This window comes from Methylobacterium sp. 1973, assembly GCF_040545035.1.
GTDB classification, from domain to species: Bacteria; Pseudomonadota; Alphaproteobacteria; order Rhizobiales; family Beijerinckiaceae; genus Methylobacterium; species Methylobacterium fujisawaense.
The window spans coordinates 1-19,611 of the sequence record NZ_JBEPLA010000029.1; the positions used below are offsets into that span (position 1 = coordinate 1).

Sequence of the window (19,611 nt, forward strand, 5' to 3'; positions counted from 1 at the left end):
GCTCGCGAACCTCAGGGGAAAAGGGTGGGGTATGCTTCGTCATGGCTCCAGTCTCTCAAGAGTTGGAGCCTCCGAAAATCCCGGCGCGATTCACTGCAACAGCGCATCGGCGAGTTGCGCAAGGCTGAGCGCGTGGCTCAGGTTCAGGCCGCCGCCGCGGCCGTGCCCGGCGACGTCCAGCGCAAGGCCTTCGTGATCGCTGCGGCCGACATGCTCGACCACGAGCTGGTTACGGAGATCTGGGCGCGGGCTCGCGAGATCCGACCGGCGGCGTTTGTGGAGGACTCGGCATGATCGAGCGCGCCACGCCCATCCACGTCGCCACCATCAACGGCGTGTCGGTCCGCCTCTTCCGCGGTCCGGCTGCCGGCCCCGATATGCCGTGGCACGCCCACGAGGAGTTGCTGGCTGCGCTCGCGCTGCCACGGGATCTGCGCCGTGCCCTGAAGGCGGCGCTTCTGAAGAGTTGGAAAGAGGTCTGCCACACAGTCGAGATCGATGGCGAACCGGTGCTCATCGCACCGCACTTCGTCGCTCAGGGCCTCATCGGCATGGCCCAGGAAGTCGGGAAGGGCATCACTACGACACCCGACCTTGTCGACCGTGAGTATGCCTGCGCTGGTGTTGCAGCGATGAACGCGCTCACAGCGCACATGCCGGCAGCAGAGGATCGTTTCACTTGGGCGATGCAGGCCTTCCATAGCCAGGGAGGCGCGTCGTGACTGTCGTTCCTCTTCGCCCCAAGCCGCGGGCCAGCGCCTACATGGATGTCCTAGGCGGCCGTTGGGACGCCGAAAGGCTCGACCGAGTGCTTGCCGATCCCGATGTGCACGCTCGGGTCAGCACCATCGCTCACATGGCGGCGCAGCCTGACGGTACGTGGTACCCCGCTAACGTCCTGGCGGTGGCGAGGAGTCGCTACCCGCGCGAGGCGGCAGCTGCGCTCCTGCTCCTGCTGGTCACCCGGTACCTTGATACCGAGGGCGCCCACCTTCTCGGACGCGAGAGGGTCGGGTGATCGCCGTCAGCCCGCTCCACGCGGCGATCTCCGCCCACCGAGCCGCCTACGACGCTTTCCAGATCGCGCCGGAAGGCGAGAACAGCGAGCTCGCGAACTGCGAGATGCTGGACGCCCTCGACGCGCTGGTGGTGGCTGCCTGCGCGTTCCCGATCCTGGGGCAATCACTGCCTGAAGGGGTCGGCGCGCTGCTCGCGCACCTGCAATGGTGGCTGACCGACGAGGCGATCAACGCGGCGGACTATCAGCCGAACTACGGCATCCTTCTCGGCCGGGCCATGGACCTTGCCGTGGTGCTGGAGCGGGATGATTCCCCGCTCCCCCGATTTGGGGAGTTCAAAGGGTCTGCATCGGGCGCGTATCCTTCGACCGAACCGGATCCGATCATCGCCGCGATCGTGGCTGCCGATATGGCGAACGCCGCGCACACGGCGACGCTGGTCCACCTCGATGAGGACGACGAGGAGCAGGTCGAGCAGTGCAACGCGGCTGCCAGTGAGACGGATCGGACGTTCAGCGTCGTAGAAGGCATGATGCCCACCACCGTCGCCGGCCTGATCGCGCTGACGGAGTTCTACGCCCGGGATGCGAAACTCTACGACCGGTGCAGCGGCGGGAGCGAGTATCTCGCCCACGTCGCCAGGGCCCTGATAGCATTTGAATCGGCTGGGCGATTTTCGGGGTTATGGACGACAAAAATCATTCAGCAGCAATCGCTTGAGCGAGTGATTCAGCCGGGCGAAAATCGCGCGGTTTCCGGTGTCCCGGGCCAAGCCGAGGTCGAGGCTGCATGGCTCGCACTCTCAGCGGAAACCCGCGACGCCATCGGCATCATCGCGACCGACATGGTGTTCCAGGCCTTCGTGTCCGGCGACGCCTTCGGCCTGAAGGATCAGCCTGTACCGGGCCGCAGCAAGCGGGCCCAGAAGATCCGCGGCGAGGCGAGCGAGGCCTCCTGTCGACGGCTCACCGAGCTGCACAACGCAATCGAGGACGAGCTGCCGGCGCTCTTCGGCTTGGTTGGCCAGAACCCAAACTGGGCTGTGGCGATGGGAGCGAAGCGGTGATGAAGATCCACGTCACCCCAGGCATGCTGGCCGCCGCGTGGGCCGCATGGCGCGTCCGGCATCCGCGTCTCCGGCTGGGTCCAGGTCCCGCCTTCCGTGAGGCGATCCAGGCTGCTCTTGCCGCCAAGGCCGCCCCTCCCCTCAACCGATCCGAGACCGATGGAGGACGCGGTGCCCCGTAGAGGTGCGAGCGTCACTCAGGCCGACATCGCGCGCGAGGCGCGGGCCCTGCGATCGGCTGGCGTCGAGAAAGTGCGGATCGTGTTCCGGCCAGAGGGTGTCAGCGTCGAGGCTGACGATGGCCAGCCCAGCGAGCGCGAAAATCGGCTTGCGCAGCGGACCCGGTTGATCGCGCTATGAACGCCATGCCTCGCCCGCGCCCGCTCCACCTCCGTCACGAGACCACCCGCCACGGAGAAAAGGTTTGGTACGTTCGGCGTGGGGAAGGGCCGCGAATCCGGCTGCGGGAGCCGTTCGGCAGCAAGGCGTTTTTGGGCGGAGTACGAGAAGGCCATCCGCGGTCATGCGCCAGACGCAGAGGCGCGAAAGGCGCTGACGACGGGCTCGCTCGGCTGGCTGATCGACAGCTACATGGCGAGCGCCCAGTGGACGACCGAGCTGTCCGCCGCGACCAGAGCGCAGCGCGCCGGCATCCTGAAGGAGACAAAGGAGGCTGCGGGGCACGAGGCCGCGGACAGCATCAACAAGCTCTCCATTCAGAGGGGCATGGACAAGCGGGCTGCGCAGCCGCACGGCGCCAACAATTGGCTCAAGACCATGCGCGGGCTGTTCGGCTGGGCGGTGGCGCTCGACATCGTGCCGGCAGATCCCACGCGCAGTGTGAAGCTCTTGGCCGGCGCCAACGACCGCAATGGCTTCCACACGTGGACCGAGGAGGAGGTCGCCCGGTTCGAGGCCCGACACAAGGTCGGCACGCGCGAGCGGCTTGCGCTCGACATCCTGCTCTACACAGGACTGCGGCGCGGCGATGCCGCCCGGCTTGGCCGCCCGCATGTCCGCAACGGGCTGATCCGCATCATGACCGAAAAGACCGAGCAGGAGGTCACGATCCGGATTCTGCCGCCCCTGGCCGCATCCATCGCCGCCGCGCCGATCGGCGAGCTGACCTTCATCGCGACCGAGAAGGGGCGACCGTACACCAAGGAGAGCTTCGGCAACTGGTTCCGGGATGTGTGCGCCGAGATGGGGCTACCGGGCCGAGCCCACGGGCTGCGCAAGGCTGGGGCACGTCGGGCCGCCGAGAACGGTGCGACGGAGGCCGAGCTGAACGCTTGGTTCGGGTGGGCGGAGGGCAGTCGGGAAAGCGCGACTTACGTGCGCGGGGCCAACAGAACGAAGCTGGCCGCACGCATTGCCGACCGCTATTCTGAGGCTTCTTACGCCGCACCACCTATCCAGGTGCGGCACCCGATTGCCAAAAAGCGATTAAAATCAGAGGCTTGATTTTGTGATGGCTCCCCGAGCAGGACTCGAACCTGCGACAAGGCGATTAACAGTCGCCTGCTCTACCAACTGAGCTATCGGGGATCACGAGGGGGTCTCTACACACCGCAATCGCGGGACGCAAGGGCCTCGACGCATGATCCGCGGGCATTCCACGGCACGGCGCTCTGCGTCACAGGGCGCGGCCTGCACCGATGGCGGTCGAGCGTCCGCTGTGTTGCTTTTTGGCAACAAATGCGCCGGGTCCCGCCGCTGGCTTGGCCTGCTCGCTCCGGCCGTCGCCGCCAGGGTCATGCGAATGTCGCGACGCGATCCTACGGGAACGCCAGCCCGGACGACCCGGTGCGTGCCCGTTGCCATCATGCTGACCCATCACTGCCTGAACCCCCAAGACCCCTATGCGGAGCGCGAAGTGCGCGTCGCCTTCGAGTGGGCCGCCGACCGTCCCCGACTGATCGCGGCCCTGGACGAGCACGAGGCCGATATTCTTCCCGATCTCGTCGACGTGCAGCGCGACGACCTCCGCCGGGAGATCGTCGCCGCGCTCCGGATGCAGGAGCAGTCCCGCCGTCAGCCGGTCGGCAGTCCGGCCCCCGTTGCCCGGGATCGCTGACGGGTCTCGCGGCGGGCGCGCAGCCCGCCACCGGCACGCGGGCGTCCATAGGCCCGACGCGGTCCAATACGCGGCTCCAGCGCTCGCGAGATCCAGCATTCGCAGTCGTCCGGCCCGGAAGCACGCGGTATGCGCGTGATAATTCTGAGTGCGCTCTGCAAGATCTGGCTATTCGTTGATGGATATCGGTCTCGATCGCCATATCGGATAATAGAGTTTGCCGGCTATATTTACCTGTTCAAAAGGAAGTGTTCGTGTATAGCTGCGCCTCTTCGTAACCCTCGCTGAAGCGGCGCGGCTCCCATGCGAATTTCACTCGGCCTCAAGCTCTCGGCAGTGATCGGATTGCTGGCCCTCGTGGCGATCGGCATCGCGGCCTTCGCCGTCCGGCAGTCGAACTGGGAGCAGGAGCGCGCCGCCGCGACGGACAGGATCTGGAATGCCGGGCTGCAGGCCGGTGCCCTGGGGCAGGCGATCGAGCACGCGGTGGTGCAGGCCACGGCCCTCTACACGGCGGAAGACACCGCGGAGGCACGGACACGCCTGTCGGCACTCCACGACGCCCTTGCGACGGTGGAGCAGGTGCGCGGACCCTTCCTCGCGGCGATGGAAGATCAGCTTCCCGAGGATCGGCGCCGGCGCTTCGATCTCTTCGTGAAGGAATTCATCGCCTACCAGACCGACACGGCCGAGCTGGGGCTGACGGTGTCGCCCAAGGCGGCCCTGATCCAGGCGACCGACGAGGCGACCGTGAAGAATCGGGAGCGCATGGTGGCCGAGATCGGCGCCCTTGGACGGGAGGTGCTGAGCCGCCTGAATGCCCGACGCGCCGGGGACGCCGTCGACCGGCGGCAGGCGCGGATCACCCTCGTGGTCGTGCCGGCGGTGGCGCTCGTGCTGGGGCTGCTCGCAGCGGTCTGGATCATCGTCACCCAGGTGCGGCGCCCCCTGCACCGTCTCAAGGATGGCATGACGGCGCTCGCCGCCAACGACCTCGGCCTTGTCATCCCGTTCACGCATCGGCGCGACGAGATCGGCGAGATGGCAGCCGCCATCGCGGCGTTCCAGACCGCTCTGATCGAGAAGCGCGACTTGGACGCGGAGGCGCAGATGCGCCGTGACCGTGACCGGATCCGGGCTGAAGCCTTGGCGACGGCGACCCATGCCTTCGAGGCCGAGACGCATCGCGCGGTCGCCGATCTCGCCGGATCGGCCGAGGCTATGCAGGCGGCCGCCGACACGCTCACCGGCAATGCCGGCGCGATGGCGTCCGAGGCCGCCATCGTGGCGGGTGCCTCCAGCCAGAGTGCCGGTTTGGTCGACAGCATCGCCAGCGCTGCCGAGGAACTCTCGGTCTCGGCCCGGGAGATCGAGGCCCGGGTGCGGCACACGAGCGAGATCGCTTCCTCCGCCCTCTCCGACACGCAGGGCCTGAAGGAGACGGTGATGAGCCTGTCGCAAGCGGCCGAGGAGATCGGCACGGTGGTCACGTTGATCCGCGAGGTGGCCGGGCAGACCAATCTGCTGGCGCTCAACGCGACGATCGAGGCCGCCCGGGCCGGTGTCGCCGGGCGCGGCTTCGCGGTGGTCGCCGCCGAGGTGAAGGCCCTGGCCGGCCAGACGGCGCTCGCCACCGACCGCATCACCGGGCAGGTCGGGGCGATCCAGGGGGCCGCAGGACGCACGGTCGGCGCGATCGGCACGATCGGCGAGACGATCGCCCGCATGAGCCTGATCGCCTCCGAAGTTGCGAAGGCCACCGATCAGCAGGGCCAGGCCAGCCAGGAAATCGCGCGGGCGATCTCCAGCGCGGCCGCGGACGCCCGCAGGGTCTCGGAGAGCGTTGCCGGTGTTCAGGCCGCCGCCGCGTCCAACGAGGCGCAGGCCGGACAGGTGCGCGGCGGCGCCGTGCGGGTCACGTCCGGGGCGCACAGTTTGCAGAAGGCCATCGAGACCTTCACGACGCAGGTCCACAGCGCATGAGCGCGCGGCGACGCTCACGCCGGAGCATCACGGCGGGATCAGCCAGGAGAGGAAGAAGAAGGATGGAGGCCTCGCCCGGAATCGAACCGGGGTGCAAGGATTTGCAGTCCTCTGCGTAACCACTCCGCCACGAGGCCTTCCTGAACGGCGTTGCCATCCGGTCCGGAGCTTGGCGGACAGCTCCGGGTGCGCGTCTCTAGCAGAGGTCGGCCGTCGCAGGCAACGGTCCTGAGCCGCCGACGTGGCGGTTCCTGTCAGCTCTGCCAGACCCGGGGCATCGCGACGCCGCGATACTGCGCCACGAACCGGGCGATGAGGCCGCGCAACGGGCCGACGGCCTCCCCGAGGGCGCGGATCGCCAAGTGACCGTTCCAGGCACTCGCGGCTGCCTCTGTTCCGGGTGCGGCGGCCTCGGCCAGGAGGGCGCGGGCCTCCTCGAGGCGCGCCTCCGCGCCGGGGGCGATGTCGAGGACGGTCGCGCAGGCGCGCGCTCCCCCGCCCACCGCCGGACGGGCGAGGAGATCGCTGATCGGGCCGTCCAGCAGAAGATCGTCGGCGTAAGCGAGCCGGCCGCCCCGGCGAATGCGCCAGGAATCCGCGAACAGCCCGTCCGTGATCCGCTCGCCCCTGGCCGCTCGGCCGAAGGCGACCACCTCCACGGCGATCAGCGCTGCACCTTCGGCGAGATCGGCCGTGAATCGGCGGCGCACCCGGGCGCGGTCGAACAGGATGGTCTCCTGCGGCAGCCAGGCGAGGTGCGCGCCGGCCTCGAGAGCCAGGGTGTTGGCGATATGGCTTACGGGGCCGTCCGATCGGTAGATCTTCTCGGCTGCGGTGGTGGTCAGGACCAGTTCGGCGCCCGGATCGAGAGCGAGGTCGATGGCGAAGGTGTCGCCGCAGGCCACGCCGCCTGCGGTGTTGACCAGGACCGTTTCCAGCGCGCCCGTTCCCCGTGGAAATCGGAGCCGCGACGGGCCGGATTCGGCGAGATCGAGGATGCGCGTCGCGCCGCCCGGGTGGGTCGGGCCCACCCGCAGCCGGACGCGCCCGTCCGAGCGCTGGCGTGCCGGTGGGGCGCCGGTCGCCGCGGGGGGGCATGACGACGTGGGGAGGCGGTGGTCCATCAGCCGCGCCCGGCCGGCTCGATGGGGGCGGCCTCGACCGGCAGGGTGGGCCGGTCGAGAATGCGACGGCCGAACAGGCTCGCCACCAGCTCGACCAGCACCCGGGCGCTGCGCCCGCGCTCGTCGAGGAAGGGATTGAGCTCGACCACGTCGAGGGACTGCACCAGACCGGAATCGTGAAGCATCTCCATGATGAGATGCGCCTCCCGGAAGGTGGCGCCGCCCGGGACCGTGGTGCCGACGCCGGGCGCGATCGACGGGTCGAGGAAGTCGATGTCGAGGCTGACATGGAGATGCGCGCCCTGGCCCGCGACCCGGTCGAGCACCCGCCGGAGCGGCGCGACCACGCCGAATTCGTCGATCGTCCGCATGTCGGTGATGCCGACCCGCCGCGTCGTCACCAGCGCACGTTCGCCGGCATCGATCGATCGCAGCCCGAACAGGTGGACGTTGGCGGGGGACAATGGCTGCGGGACCGGCTCGGCGAACAGGCGTGGAAAGCCCGGCTCGCCGCACAGGGCGGCGAGCGGCATGCCGTGCACGTTCCCGGAGGGCGAGGTCGCCGGCGTGTTGAAGTCGGCATGGGCGTCGAGCCAGAGCACGAAGACGGATCGGCCATGCCGCGCACAGTGCCGCAACACGCCGTCGACGGAGCCCAGGGACAGGCTGTGATCGCCCCCGGCCGTCAACGGAAGCGACCCGGCATCGAGGGCGCCCTCGACGACCCGGGACAGGGCCCGCGTCCAGGCGGCGACGCCATCGAGCCCGCGCATCCCAGCGGGCCCCTCCGGGGCGACGTCGCCGCGATCCGTGACGCTATGGCCGAGTTCGCCGAGCGCGCGGACGAGCCCGGCCGTGCGCAGGGCCGCAGGTCCCATGAGGGCGCCGGGCTCGCTGGTTCCGACTTCGATCGGCGCGCCGATCAGCGTAATGCTGCGCGCCGCGTGGAGGCTGACTTCGCTGCTCATCCCGTCACCATCGCCGTCACCATCGCCGTCTCGGCGCACCCGCGCTCCGCAGAGCCTTCGGCCATCGGGCTCATAACCTTCCGCCGATGGCGGTTGCGAGACCGCATCCCGGGCCGGAAACGGATCCTGCGCGCGATGGACGCCCTGGCACACGCCCAACGATCAGGTCTCAGGGATCGACGTGTACCCGGCCGCTCTCGAAGACAAGTTCAGGCGAGCAGGACAGCGAGGATCGCGGCCGAGAGGACGTAGGCGATCCACAGCAGCGCTGGACGTCGGGCCGTCAGAAACACGCGCAGGATCATGAACACCAACACCTGCCCGATCAGCAGCACGCAGACCTGTCCCTCGAAACGACCTGCCGCACGCCACCAGGATCGGTCCTCCGGCACCGCCCGCCCTTCCACCAACAGGGTGCCGGCCGCGGCCAGCGCCAGCGTGAGCAAAGCGGCGACCGCGAGGTGTCGCGGGACGCGGAAGCGTGGCCGCGCCGCCTGCCGCCGGCGCCAAGACGCGATCTCGACGGCATAGAAGCCGACGACGGGCGTCGCGAGGGCCGCGCCCACGATCGCGATCTTCGTCGGCAGCGGCCTGGACGCCAATGCCCGACAGCGCGCGACGCGGCTGACCCAGATGAGATGCGCGACGATCACACCCCCAAGCAGGACGATCGCGATCCAGAGGAGTCGCAGGACGCCGGCGAGGGCGTCGCTATTGATGAACATACCGTGCCTCCGCCGACGCGGCAGATGCGGCCGAACTTACCGCCGCCAAGGGTCGCGCGGCAGCACCCCACTTGTCCAACCTCCGGATCTCGGCTGCATCGTCGGCGGATGCTGCATCACAGCCCGAGATGGCGGGCTCACGAGCGGCCGAAGGCCTACGCGGCGAGCCAGATCACAGCTTGGCTCGGGGATCCAGATCGCGCGTCCGACCGCGCAGGGCGGTGGACCGTTGCCTTTCGACAGTCGCAAACCGTTCGTCCGCCTGCCCCCAGCGGCGGCCCAACCGTCGCGCATCCGATCACCGCCGGCCTGTGTGCATCCACGCCTTGGGTTCGGAGCCCGACCGGCCCTGGGTCACCGTCAGATGGCGGAGTGATTTCGAGGACGGTCCGTGGACATGACCGTGATGATCCGAGATTCCGGGAGCAGGAGAGCCAGCACGTGCGCCGGCCGGGTCCGCAATGCTGCAGACCCTCCGCCATGGCCGCAGGGCGGGTGACTATCGAAAACCGAAGGGGGCCCGTCCACAACTTGAATTCTTGGCAGAGCACGTTCTTTCAGGTTGTATAGTGCCAGTGCTCGATATCCGCGCGCTGCATCGATGTTTACGAGATTTTTATAAGAGTCGGGCCATTGGACTGGTTGGATCGCCGTCATTGAATAGTTCAGGGTCATCATGAAAACGCTTTCGCGGCTGAGCACGCGCCTTCCCGCGACGACCGTCGGCCTCGCGCTTCTGAGCGCCACCGCCATGGGTGGATTCAGCTGGTACTCGGCGCGGTCGGGCTTGATCACCGCGGCGCACGAGCGCCTCGAACTCGCCGCGGCGGCGCGGCGGGACGCGATCGAGCTGGTGGCGGACCGGATGCAGGCGGACTTCCAGGCGGTGGCGACCCATCCGCAGATCGTCTCGAATTTCACGGACCTGATCGAGAATCTCGACCCTGCGAAGCCCGACACCGCGAGCGTCATCGAGGCGTTCCAAGCGCCTCAGACGGCTGAGGCGCGGATCGCCCTCGACGGCAGCGGCATGACGTCGATGTATGCCCGGCGCCACGTCAAGGTCCAGGAAGTGGCCCACAAGCTCGTGGCCCAGCCCGGCTACGCCGACCTGATGTTCGTCGATAACAACGGCCGGATCGTCTACACCACGACCAAGGGCGCCGATTTCGCCAAATCGGTCTCGGAGGATGGCTTGGCGGGCTCGGCGCTCGCGCGGCTCGTCGAGCGTCTCAAGTCCGCCGATCCGGGCGCGGTTCTCTTCGAGGATTTCGCCGCCTACCCGGTGGATGGGACCCCGGCTGCCTTCATCGGCCGTGTCATGACCAAGCGGGCGAACGTCGCCATGGGCACGGCGCAGGCGGCCGAGCGGACCGGCTACATCGTCATGCGGGTCACGCCGACCCTGTTCGATCAAACGCTGTCCAAGCGGACCGGTCTCGGCGAGACCGGGCAGATCCTGGCGGTCGGGACAGACGGGCTGTTGCGCAGCAACCCACCGCTGAACCCGGCTCTGCATGCCGGTGCAGGCCTCGCCGGAATCGGCCTGGCCGCCGACCGGATCAAGGTCGGCGGTCCGGTCGATTTCACGGCCGAGAACGGCGCACACATGGCGGCCGCCTCGCCGGTGACGGTCCTCGGCGCGCCTTGGACCGTGCTGGCTGAGCAGACCCAGGCGGAGGCGATCAATGCCGTGCAGGCCCTGTCTCGGACGCTGATCCTGACCGGTCTCATCGTCCTGGCCGTCACGGCGGTGCTCGGCCTGCTGCTCGCGCGCTCGATCGTGTCGCCGCTGGGAGCCCTGACCCGCGCGCTGAAGGCCCTCGCCGACCGCCAGGCCCTGACCGACGTTCCCGGCAGCAAGAGGCGGGACGAGATCGGCGACATCGCCCGCGCGGTCGTCACCATCCGCGACATGTCGCTTGAGGATGCCGCCCAGCAGCTTCAGACGACCGAGGCCGCGCGTCTGCGCGAGGAGCAGAGCCGCCGCGCCATGCTGAAAGACCTCGCCGACGGCTTCGAACGCTCGGTCGGGGCCATCGTCGAGGGCCTGACGGGGGCCGTCACGGAGCTTCAGGGAGCCTCGGGTACCATGCGGAGTGCGGTCGCGGGCACGTCCGAACGCTCGACCAGCGTCGCCAGTGCCGCCCAGCAGACCTCCGAGAACGTCAACACCGTCGCGGCCGCGGCCGAGGAACTCGGCGCCACCGTGCAGGAGATCGGCCGCCAGGTCGAGCAGGCGGCCGGGATGTCGGCGACGGCCGTCGGTGAGGCGCGTCGGGCCGAGCAGACCATGACGGAGCTGGCCGCCGCAGCGACGCGGATCGGCGACGTCGTCGGGATGGTCTCGACGATTGCCGGTCAGACCAATCTGCTGGCCCTGAACGCCACGATCGAGGCGGCCCGGGCCGGCGAGGCCGGGCGCGGCTTCGCGGTGGTCGCCTCCGAGGTCAAGGAACTCGCCGCCCAGACCAGCCGGGCCACCGAGGAGATCAGCCGGCAGGTCGCGGCGATCCAGACCGTCACCGGCGATGCGGCCGGTGCGATCCAGGGAGTCACGGCTCAGATCGAGGCGATGAATCACGTGTCGACCAGCATCGCGGCCGCCGTGGATCAGCAGGGCGTCACCACGCAGGACATCGTCCGCAGCATGGGCCAGGCGTCCGCCGGCACCGGCACGATGACCGTCGAGATCGCCGAGGTCGCCCGGGTCGCGGGCGATGCGGGTCAGGCCGCGGCTTCGGTTGCTCAGGCATCCGATGCCCTGGCGACGCGCTCGGAGCAGCTCCGCGCCGAGGTGGCGCAGTTCCTGCGCAACGTGCGGGCCGCGTAGACCGGACGAGACCCGAGGCGGCCTCAGGCCGCCTCGGCCGGACGCGGCACGGGCTTCTGCGCCGCGCGCCCCGCGAAGGCCTGTGCGGCCAGGGGCAGTTCGATCGCGGCGCAGAGCCCGCCCCCGGGGCGATTTTCCAGCTGCAGGCGCCCGTTATGGGCCTCGACGATCGCCTGCACGATCGACAGGCCGAGTCCGAAGCCGCTCGCCTCGTTGAGGTTGCGGGCGCGGTCGCCGCGCACGAAGGGCTGGAGCATGGCCTCCCGCTCCGCCTCGGGAATCCCGGGGCCCGAATCCAGGATGCAGACCCGGACGCCGCGCTCGGACGCTTCCATCTGGACTTCGGCGCGGCCGCCGTACTTCACGGCGTTGTCCACGAGGTTGGTCACCGCCCGCTGGAGTTCCTCGGGCCTTCCTTGGACCAGGACGTGCCGGCTGCGGCTGACGCTGACCGGGGATCCGAAATCCGAGAAGTCGTCGCAGACCGTCTGGACCACCGATGCGAGGTCCACGAGGCTGTGGCTGTTCGCATCCCGGATCTGGCCGTCGCGCACGAAGGAGAGCGCCGCCTCGACGAGGCCGTTCATCTGGTCGAGGTCGCGCAGGGTGGAGGCGCGGGCGTGCTCGTCCTCGATGAACTCGGCGCGCAGGCGGAGCCGGGTGATCGGCGTGCGCAGGTCATGGCTGATCGCCGCCAGCATCTGCGTCCGGTCGTCGATCAGGCGGCGCACCCGCGACCGCATCCGATCCAGCGCCCGGGATACGGCGAGCACCTCGCGCGGGCCCGCCTCCGGCAGCGCCACGTGATCGTCGCGGGCGCCGAACGCCTCGGCGGCACCGGCGAGCCGCTTCAGCGGCGCCGTGAGGGCCCGGGTGGCCCAGACGCAGAGCAGCGCCAGGGTCAGCGCCAGGAAGACGACGGTGAAGATCAGCGCACCCTGGCGGGGCCCCCGGAGGGGATCGTTCGGCAGCGTCGCCTGGAGCCGCGCGCCCGCCGGCGTGACGATGCCGATATGCAGCCGCGCGTCCGACCGCTCCCCGTCCGGATCGGCCGCGGAGAGGTCGGTGATCGTCACCGGCCGGCCGGCGCCGTTGCGCAGCCGCCGGATCACCGGCAGGTCGGGCGGCGACGTCGCCCCCGGCAATACGGTGCCGTCCCAGGGCTCGACATGGATCAGCGGCAGGCTGCGACCGCTCGCGAGCAGGGCCGGCCGCGCCGCCGGGTCGGCGGCGTCCAGCAGTCTCACCAGCACTCCGAGGCGGCTCGCGGCCACACCCGGCAGCGTGTCGGGGTTCTGCGATTCGTGCAGAATCAGGAATGCCGCGGTGGCGACCACATGGGCGACCGCGATGCCGGCGACCACGAGCAGCGCGATCTGGCCCGCGATGGTCTTCGGACGCAGCCGCGCGCGAAGACGGCGCAGACCGCTCATGACCGCGTGACCTCCGGCGTGAACAGATAGCCGCCCGACCGGATCGTGCGGATGAATTCCGGATTGCGGGTGTCGCGCTCGATCTTCTGACGGATCCGGGAGATCAGCACGTCGATGCTGCGTTCGAACGGGCCGGCAGAGCGGCCCTGCGTGAGGTCGAGGAGCTGGTCCCGCGACAGAACCCGGCCGGGCCGGAGGCAGAGGGCGTGCAGGAGATCGAACTCCGCCCCGGTGATCGAGATGCGGGCGCCCTCGGGGGACAGAACCTGGCGCAGGGACACGTCGAGCGTCCAGCCCGAGAAATGCAGCCGCCGCCGCTCGTCCGCGTCGGGGGCCTCGGCCGCGACCCGCCGCAGGATCGCGCGGATGCGAGCGAGCAGCTCCCGCGGGTTGAACGGCTTGGCGAGGTAATCGTCGGCGCCGAGCTCCAGGCCGAGGATCCGGTCCACCTCCTCGGATTTCGCCGTCAGGATCAGGATCGGGATCTGCGACGTGCCGCGCAGGCGCTTGCACAGGCTCAGTCCGTCCTCGCCGGGAAGCATCAGGTCGAGGACGATCAGGTCGATCCGCGCTTCCGCAAGGACCCGGTCCATCTCGGCCCCGTCACCCGCCAGCGTGACCCGGCAATCGTTGCCGCGCAGGTAGCGCGCGATCAGGGCCGAGATCTCTCGATCGTCCTCGACCACGAGGATGTGGGGTGTTGCGGGTGCGTTCATCGCGAAGGAATCGGTCAGCGGTTCGGCCTGCATCATCAGGCTATTATGGCCCGATCCGCCGATTATTCGAAGGTGGGCGACGGAACCAATTTGTAAGCGCGTGTTTCCCGCACGGGCCTCAACTGAGTTGCCACATGGCGTCAAACCATACGGGGGTAACGATGACCGGATCCGAGGATCGGAAGGACCTGATCGCGCCGCAGCCGCCGGAACTCGCCTCGCCCTGGCGGACCGAGGCCCGGGCGGCGCTTCAGGCCGAGGCCCGCGCCTTCGCGCGCGACACGGTGCTGCCGATGGCCGACACGCTCGACCGGCAGAAGGCCGAGATGCCGCGTACGCTCATCGACGCCATGGCCGAGAAGGGCTGGTTCGGCATCACGATCCCCGCGGAGCACGGCGGCCTGGGCCTCGGCGTGTTCGAGTACTGCCTCGTCTCGGAGGAACTGGCACGGGCGTGGCTCTCGGTGGGCAGCATCCTGGCGCGCGGCCAGGGGCTGGGCACCCAGACCCTCGACGCGGAGCGCCGGGCGGAGCTGCTTCGCCGTTCGGCCCGGGGACAATGGATCGGCTCGATCTCTCTGTCGGAGCCCAATGCCGGCTCCGACCTCGCCGGCGTGCAGACCCGGGCGGTGCGGGACGGCGACCTCTGGCGGCTCACCGGCACCAAGCGCTGGGCCGGCTTCGCAAAGGGCGCCGATTTCATCGAGGTCCTCGCGCGCACCCGCGACCCGGAGCCCGGGGAATCGCGCTCCGCCGGCCTGGAGCCGTTTCTGGTGCTCAAGGAACGCGACAGCTTCCCGCCCGGCGTGACCGGGAGGGTGATCGACAAGATCGGCTACCACGGCTTCCAGACCTTCGAACTGACCCTCGAGGACGTGTGCGTGCCCGAGAGCGACCGGCTCACCGGACTCTACGGCGACCAGGGAGCGGACGCGGATTCCGGCGGCTTCGCCGCGGTGCAGCGCGGCCTCAACATCGCCCGGGTCCACACGGCGGCCCGGGCCGTCGGCGTCGCGCGGGCGGCGGTCGAGGATTGCCAGAGCTATCTTCAGGAGCGGGTCCAGTTCGGCCACCCGATCGGCGATTTCCAGGCGCTGCGCTTCGCCCTTGCCGACATGGCGGCCGAGGTCGCGCAGGCGCGAGCCTTCTGGCATCAGGTCGCCCACCTCCTCGACCGGGGCGAGGCCGCCGAGAGCGAGTCGGCGATGGTGAAGCTCCTGGCCACCGAGATGGCGGTGCGGGTCACCAACCAGGCGATGCAGCTGCATGGCGGCAACGGCTACACCACCGAGCGTCGGGTCGAGCGCTACTGGCGCGACGCGCGGCTGACCACGATCTTCGAGGGCACGAGCGAGATCCAGCGCCGGATTATCAGCGACCGGATGCTGCCCCGGCCGGCGGCCTGATCGCTCGTGCGGCGAATCGTCGAGCGGGACTCCCCGCCCGGCGTACTCCGGCTACCTCAGGACTCTGTACTGCCCGGCGGACCGGGTGCCGCCAGCCGGAAGCCCTGTGTCGAAGCCCATCAGCGATTACGCCCTCATCGGTGACACCCATTCCTGCGCGCTGATCGCCCGCGACGGATCGATCGACTGGCTGTGCTGGCCACGTCACGATTCGCCGGCCCTGTTCGTGAAGCTCCTCGACGACGACACGGGTGGCTCGTGCAGCGTCGCCTTCGACGGGCCGACCGAGGCCGTGCGCCGCTACCTGCCCGACACCAACATCCTGGAGACGACCTTCACGACGGCGACCGGCCGGGCGCGCCTCGTCGACCTGATGCCGGTCAACCCGCCGAGCCCGGAGCCCGACGAGGGCCCGGATGGCGAGAGCGAGAGCCGGCTGATCCGGCTGCTCACCTGCGAGCAGGGCCGGGTGACGGGCGCGTTCCGGGTGCGGCCGACCTTCGATTATGCGCGACGCCCCTGCACGCCCCTGATGGCGGGCGGGTCCGTCCTGTTCGAGGCCGGAGACTGGCGTCTGCGCGTCAACGCGCAGCCCTGTCCCACCCTCGACGGCGATGCCGCCGAAGTGCGGTTCAGCCTGTCGGCCGGAGAGACCGCCTATCTGGTCCTGACCCATGGCGAGGATCAGGACGAGGCCTGCATCGAGGATTACGCCGGCGCCCGACGCCGTCTGGAGACCACCGCCGATTACTGGCGTCGCTGGTGCGCCCGCAGCACCTATCGCGGCGCCTACCGGGAGGCGGTGATGCGGTCCGCCCTGTGCCTGAAGCTGCTGACCTACTCGCCCTCGGGCGGGATCGTGGCCGCGGCCACCGCCGGTCTGCCCGAGGCGGTGCCGGGCAACCGCAACTACGACTACCGGTTCACCTGGATGCGGGACGCCGCCTTCACGGTCACCGCCTTCGTGATGCTGGGCTACGTCCGCGAGGCGTCCGAATTCCTGCGCTTCCTGCGCGAGCGCGACGGCACCTACGGGCGGGAGACCCGGCTGATGTACGGTATCGCCGACGGCATGCCGCCGGAGGAGGAGCTGAGCCATCTCGCGGGCTGGAACGGCGTGCGGCCGGTGGTGATCGGCAACGTCGCCGAGGCTCAGGACCAGCACGACATCTACGGCGAGCTGCTCCGGGCGCTGTGCATCTTCCTTGAGGCTGTGGACTACGACCCGCCCGAGAAGGTCAACGACCGCCTGCCGGAGGTGCTGCACAACCTCACCGCCCGCGCCATCCGTCACCGCCACGATGCGGATCACGGCATCTGGGAGCTGCGCACCGGGCCGCGCCAGCAGGTCCACACCAAGGCGATGATCTGGGTGGCCCTGAGGGACGCCGCCCGGATCGCCCGCAACATCGCGGGCGTGGCCGCGGAGACGATTGCCGAATGGGAGCGAATCGCTGCCGAGATCCGGGCGGAGTATCTCGAACAGGGCTGGAACGCGGAGAAGCAGGCCTATGTCGGCGCCTACGGCTCGCATCATCTCGATGCCGCGGTGTTGCGCGCGGCCCTGTTCGGCGCCCTCGATCCGACGGAGCCGCGCATGCGGGCGACCCTCGCGGCGGTCGAGCGGGAACTCGGTGTCGGCGACCTGATCTATCGCTACCGCATGGAGGACGGCCTGGAGGGTGACGAGGGCACCTTCACGGCCTGCGCCTTCTGGCGGGTCGGCTGTCTCGCTCTCGGCGGACGGGCGGCCGAGGCCAAGGCCGCTTTCGAGCGGCTGATCGCCCGGGCCAACGATGTCGGGCTGCTCGCGGAGGAGATCGATCCGGCCACAGGGGCGCAGCGCGGGAACATGCCGCAGGGCTTCTCCCACATGGCCCTGATCAACGCGGCGCTGCGGCTCGAGAGCAGCATCGCGCGCTTCGACGCCGACGATGGTGCCGATGCCATGGCCTCGGCGGCGGAATAGGGATCCGGATCTGCGATGGCACCCACCCGTCGGGCCGGGGCTTCGTCTCGACTTCCGCGTATGGGCGCGGATCGCGCTGGCGCCCCTCAGCCTGACGCGGCTGCGTCGGCGGTCCGCACGGATACGCCCCGCGATGCAGCCTCCCTCCGCCCTCCGGAGAGAAATGATGTCACGCGAAGGCATCCGGCGTTGGATCGCGGCGGTTCGCCACGCGATGGACACCGGCCGCATCGGCCGGCAGAGCAGTCCTAGCAAGAACCACAGCCGGATCAGCAGGTCTCCAATGGCGCCCCTGATCGGGCTGCCTCCGGGCCCAGCGCACGGTCCCCTCGAACTTCGGGACCTCTGGGCCGTTCCTGTGCCGCAGCACGCAGCACGGACACTTGTATGACCCGCACCACCATGACCTTCGCCGGCGTCCTGAGCATCGTTCTGGCCGGCCCTGCCGTTGCCCAGGTGGTCACAGGAGGCGCCGGGAACACCGGTGTCGCCCCACCCGCGACGGTCGGCGGCGTCCCTCCCGGCACCCGGGATCTGGGCCCCAGCCCGATCACACGGGGGAACGAAGCCAATCCCAGCAACTCATCGGTGCCGGGCACGACGCCAGATGTGAACATCGGCGGCACGCCCACCAGCGGGCCGCCCGGCACCGGGGGGACATCCGGCGGCCCATCGCTCGGTCGATAGCGGTGGGTGCTATCCCCGCTGCTGACCAGCAGATCTGTGAGGTGAAGGTGGGCGAGGCGTGGACGCCGGTTAGCCTCGCGGAGGCACGCGGATTGTACACGATGACCCCGAAGCGATGCCCGGCCTGCCATGGCCAAGTGATCGTCGCCGGGAGCTACACCGGCACCGGTCGTTTGAAGCTACAGCACCGCCGCGCGCATACCGGCTGCCCCCTGAGGCCTCAGGGCTATGTTGGGACGCCGTCACCGCACCCCCAGGCGCTGACCTGACGGCCAAGCCTCGGCGGCTCGGCCCCCTCCCCGCTCCGTTCAGGGGCGGGAGAGCATCCGATCTCATTGGCGATGAGCCGATCCGCAACATGGCCTGCAACCATGGTGCCTTGGTCCGGTTAGGGGGCGTCGCCAGCTGACCTGATCGGCTGGCGTCGGACCGGGCTGATCGAGAGGGGCGGCCCGGTCCGGAGGCGGCGGACCTGCGGCGCGCTCCACGCCGGCGTCCGGCCGCAGAGCCTCTGGGCTGATGCTCTGGATACATCCCGGCGGCCCCCTCACGGGGTCGGCATCGGCTTCTTTGTCAGCGGATGGGCCGCGGATCAGCCGCGACCGCCGCCTGGCCGACTTTCGGCCGTCAATGCCCCAGGCTGCCCTGGCTTCAGCCGGAGAGCCGATCGTCATTTCTGGAAGAGAATTAGCGGGCCCCGAGGCCGAAGCCTCGGGTTCTGTTGCTAGGCGTGCCCACGCCCCGGAAGATTACGCCGCGAGGCGCATCTCCATGCCGACGTTGTCGTTGGCATTTAGAGTTTTGGTCAGGTGCTCGGAACGAGGGTTACCCGCGCCGAACCGGTCGAGTCCTTACCGAAAGCCGCATCTTACCCTACCGAGGCAGGGCAGAACTCGCGATCCCTTTACCGTCCAGTCGAACCTGTTTCGCCCCCAGCAGAAGCACCCTGGCAGCGCGCTGTCCGCAACGCCGGACGCTCGCCCTCACCCCCGTGCGGTATCCGGGGCAGGATGCTTCTGGTGGAGGCGCCGGGTACCGCCCCCGGGTCCTGAAACGTTATTATGAACCGGTCATCAACCTCGCGGACACCTTACGCAGAAAGCGGCGCTCAGGTCTACTGGCCCACCGCCTGCCCTGGCCCGATGGCTCTGCGCTGGCGTCTCAGCCCGCTGGCTCGACCGCGAACCCCGGGTCTGACCGGAACCGCCCCGGCCGGCCGCGCGTAGATGGGCCTCTGATCCTCAGCACGACCCACCTTGAACCGCCCGGCTCCGGCCGCGGCGGTTTTTTCGTGTCTGGTGTCCTGCTGGCCTGCAGCGTGTGTCGGTTCGACCGTTTCTTCCAGGCCAATGAGCCCCGCCGGCATCACCGTGCGGGGCTTTCTGCGGATCACCCAGACCGTCACGATGAGCTGCCAGTGACGGCCGCAAATTAGCGCGATCAGTTCTGAGAGCGTCGATGAAGGAAAGCTAAACGACTCGCCCCGCTTACCATGTGCCTACCAGACTGAATTGCCGGTGACCTTGCCCCCTGGTCTGCCCTCATTCTGAAGCTAGAGTCCGTCGATCAGGAGACGGACGATGAAGAAGAGCCGGTTCAGCGAAG

General features: G+C 69.3%; 16 protein-coding genes, 2 tRNA genes, 1 other RNA gene and 1 pseudogene. 12 read left to right on the forward strand and 8 right to left on the reverse strand.

Features of this window, described 5'->3' with window-relative positions; genetic code table 11:
• The 6 genes and pseudogenes from ABIC70_RS27835 to ABIC70_RS27860 all read left to right on the forward strand — a co-directional run.
• Positions 1–294 (forward strand): annotated as a pseudogene (locus ABIC70_RS27835) (hypothetical protein); the annotation flags it as partial.
• Positions 291–722 carry a hypothetical protein gene (locus ABIC70_RS27840; protein WP_354442321.1) on the forward strand — a complete coding sequence of 144 codons (432 nt, stop codon included), beginning with the start codon at positions 291–293 and terminating at the stop codon, positions 720–722. The pseudogene ABIC70_RS27835 and the gene ABIC70_RS27840, both read left to right, overlap by 4 nt.
• Positions 719–1,018 (forward strand): hypothetical protein, encoded by a 300-nt coding sequence (locus ABIC70_RS27845; protein WP_354442323.1) that lies wholly within the window; start codon positions 719–721, stop codon positions 1,016–1,018. The genes ABIC70_RS27840 and ABIC70_RS27845 overlap by 4 nt, the downstream gene beginning before the upstream one ends.
• On the forward strand, positions 1,015–2,085 hold the full coding sequence (locus tag ABIC70_RS27850) for a hypothetical protein (RefSeq protein WP_354442325.1): 1,071 nt from the start codon (positions 1,015–1,017) through the stop codon (positions 2,083–2,085). Before ABIC70_RS27845 ends, ABIC70_RS27850 begins: the two co-directional genes overlap by 4 nt.
• A 159-nt stretch (positions 2,086–2,244) precedes the next feature.
• A complete protein-coding gene (locus ABIC70_RS27855) occupies positions 2,245–2,445 on the forward strand; it encodes a hypothetical protein (RefSeq protein ID WP_354442327.1) in 201 nt (66 codons plus the stop codon).
• A gap of 78 nt (positions 2,446–2,523) precedes the next feature.
• A complete protein-coding gene (locus tag ABIC70_RS27860; RefSeq protein ID WP_354442329.1) occupies positions 2,524–3,549 on the forward strand; it encodes a tyrosine-type recombinase/integrase in 1,026 nt (341 codons plus the stop codon).
• Positions 3,550–3,557: 8 nt separating this feature from the next.
• Here ABIC70_RS27860 and ABIC70_RS27865 read toward each other — a convergent pair.
• A tRNA-Asn gene (locus ABIC70_RS27865) sits at positions 3,558–3,633 on the reverse strand.
• Positions 3,634–3,895: 262 nt separating this feature from the next.
• Here ABIC70_RS27865 and ABIC70_RS27870 point away from each other — a divergent pair.
• Positions 3,896–4,162, forward strand: a complete 267-nt coding sequence (locus ABIC70_RS27870; RefSeq protein WP_354442331.1) for a hypothetical protein — start codon at positions 3,896–3,898, stop codon at positions 4,160–4,162.
• Positions 4,163–4,465: 303 nt separating this feature from the next.
• Positions 4,466–6,145 carry a methyl-accepting chemotaxis protein gene (locus ABIC70_RS27875; RefSeq protein WP_043345914.1) on the forward strand — a complete coding sequence of 560 codons (1,680 nt, stop codon included), beginning with the start codon at positions 4,466–4,468 and terminating at the stop codon, positions 6,143–6,145.
• A gap of 63 nt (positions 6,146–6,208) precedes the next feature.
• On the opposite strand, the gene ABIC70_RS27880 is transcribed toward ABIC70_RS27875, so the two are convergent.
• From ABIC70_RS27880 to ABIC70_RS27895, 4 genes are all read right to left on the reverse strand, one after another.
• Positions 6,209–6,282 (reverse strand) — tRNA-Cys (locus tag ABIC70_RS27880).
• A gap of 117 nt (positions 6,283–6,399) precedes the next feature.
• Positions 6,400–7,269 carry an urease accessory protein UreD gene (locus ABIC70_RS27885; protein ID WP_182591552.1) on the reverse strand — a complete coding sequence of 290 codons (870 nt, stop codon included), beginning with the start codon at positions 7,267–7,269 and terminating at the stop codon, positions 6,400–6,402.
• Positions 7,269–8,237 (reverse strand): arginase, encoded by a 969-nt coding sequence (gene rocF, locus ABIC70_RS27890; RefSeq protein ID WP_354442333.1) that lies wholly within the window; start codon positions 8,235–8,237, stop codon positions 7,269–7,271. Before rocF ends, ABIC70_RS27885 begins: the two co-directional genes overlap by 1 nt.
• Positions 8,238–8,446: 209 nt before the next feature.
• Positions 8,447–8,962, reverse strand: coding sequence for a hypothetical protein (locus ABIC70_RS27895; protein ID WP_354442335.1), 516 nt, complete (start codon positions 8,960–8,962; stop codon positions 8,447–8,449).
• A 676-nt stretch (positions 8,963–9,638) separates the two neighbouring features.
• On the opposite strand from ABIC70_RS27895, the gene ABIC70_RS27900 reads away from it, so the two are divergent.
• Positions 9,639–11,795 carry a methyl-accepting chemotaxis protein gene (locus ABIC70_RS27900; protein WP_043380633.1) on the forward strand — a complete coding sequence of 719 codons (2,157 nt, stop codon included), beginning with the start codon at positions 9,639–9,641 and terminating at the stop codon, positions 11,793–11,795.
• A gap of 23 nt (positions 11,796–11,818) precedes the next feature.
• Here the strand turns inward: ABIC70_RS27900 and ABIC70_RS27905 are convergent, their stop codons facing one another.
• Complete coding sequence (locus tag ABIC70_RS27905) at positions 11,819–13,228, reverse strand: ATP-binding protein (RefSeq protein WP_043380636.1); 1,410 nt, start codon at positions 13,226–13,228, stop codon at positions 11,819–11,821.
• Positions 13,225–13,980, reverse strand: a complete 756-nt coding sequence (locus ABIC70_RS27910; protein WP_170861821.1) for a response regulator — start codon at positions 13,978–13,980, stop codon at positions 13,225–13,227. Before ABIC70_RS27910 ends, ABIC70_RS27905 begins: the two co-directional genes overlap by 4 nt.
• 125 nt (positions 13,981–14,105) lie before the next feature.
• Between ABIC70_RS27910 and ABIC70_RS27915 the strand changes: the two genes are divergently transcribed.
• From ABIC70_RS27915 to ABIC70_RS28430, 3 genes are all read left to right on the forward strand, one after another.
• The gene (locus ABIC70_RS27915; protein WP_354442338.1) at positions 14,106–15,350 is read left to right on the forward strand and encodes an acyl-CoA dehydrogenase family protein; all 1,245 of its coding nucleotides are present in this window, start codon (positions 14,106–14,108) and stop codon (positions 15,348–15,350) included.
• A 106-nt stretch (positions 15,351–15,456) separates the two neighbouring features.
• On the forward strand, positions 15,457–17,319 hold the full coding sequence (locus ABIC70_RS27920) for a glycoside hydrolase family 15 protein (RefSeq protein WP_354442340.1): 1,863 nt from the start codon (positions 15,457–15,459) through the stop codon (positions 17,317–17,319).
• 689 nt (positions 17,320–18,008) lie between these two features.
• A complete protein-coding gene (locus ABIC70_RS28430) occupies positions 18,009–18,275 on the forward strand; it encodes a hypothetical protein (RefSeq protein ID WP_490356180.1) in 267 nt (88 codons plus the stop codon).
• Between the two features lie 627 nt (positions 18,276–18,902).
• On the opposite strand, the gene ssrA is transcribed toward ABIC70_RS28430, so the two are convergent.
• Positions 18,903–19,075: a transfer-messenger RNA gene (gene ssrA, locus ABIC70_RS28435) on the reverse strand.
• Positions 19,076–19,611: the final 536 nt, after the last annotated feature.

Bases quoted from the DNA above. Each gene is read 5' to 3' on its own strand.
- ABIC70_RS27840 (WP_354442321.1), top strand. From the start codon at position 291: ATGATCGAGCGCGCCACGCCCATCCACGTCGCCACCATCAACGGCGTG.
- ABIC70_RS27855 (WP_354442327.1), top strand. From the start codon at position 2,245: ATGGAGGACGCGGTGCCCCGTAGAGGTGCGAGCGTCACTCAGGCCGAC.
- ABIC70_RS27875 (WP_043345914.1), top strand. From the start codon at position 4,466: ATGCGAATTTCACTCGGCCTCAAGCTCTCGGCAGTGATCGGATTGCTG.
- ABIC70_RS27885 (WP_182591552.1), bottom strand. From the start codon at position 7,269: ATGGACCACCGCCTCCCCACGTCGTCATGCCCCCCCGCGGCGACCGGC.
- rocF (WP_354442333.1), bottom strand. From the start codon at position 8,237: ATGAGCAGCGAAGTCAGCCTCCACGCGGCGCGCAGCATTACGCTGATC.
- ABIC70_RS27895 (WP_354442335.1), bottom strand. From the start codon at position 8,962: ATGTTCATCAATAGCGACGCCCTCGCCGGCGTCCTGCGACTCCTCTGG.
- ABIC70_RS27900 (WP_043380633.1), top strand. From the start codon at position 9,639: ATGAAAACGCTTTCGCGGCTGAGCACGCGCCTTCCCGCGACGACCGTC.
- ABIC70_RS27905 (WP_043380636.1), bottom strand. From the start codon at position 13,228: ATGAGCGGTCTGCGCCGTCTTCGCGCGCGGCTGCGTCCGAAGACCATC.
- ABIC70_RS27910 (WP_170861821.1), bottom strand. From the start codon at position 13,980: ATGATGCAGGCCGAACCGCTGACCGATTCCTTCGCGATGAACGCACCC.
- ABIC70_RS27915 (WP_354442338.1), top strand. From the start codon at position 14,106: ATGACCGGATCCGAGGATCGGAAGGACCTGATCGCGCCGCAGCCGCCG.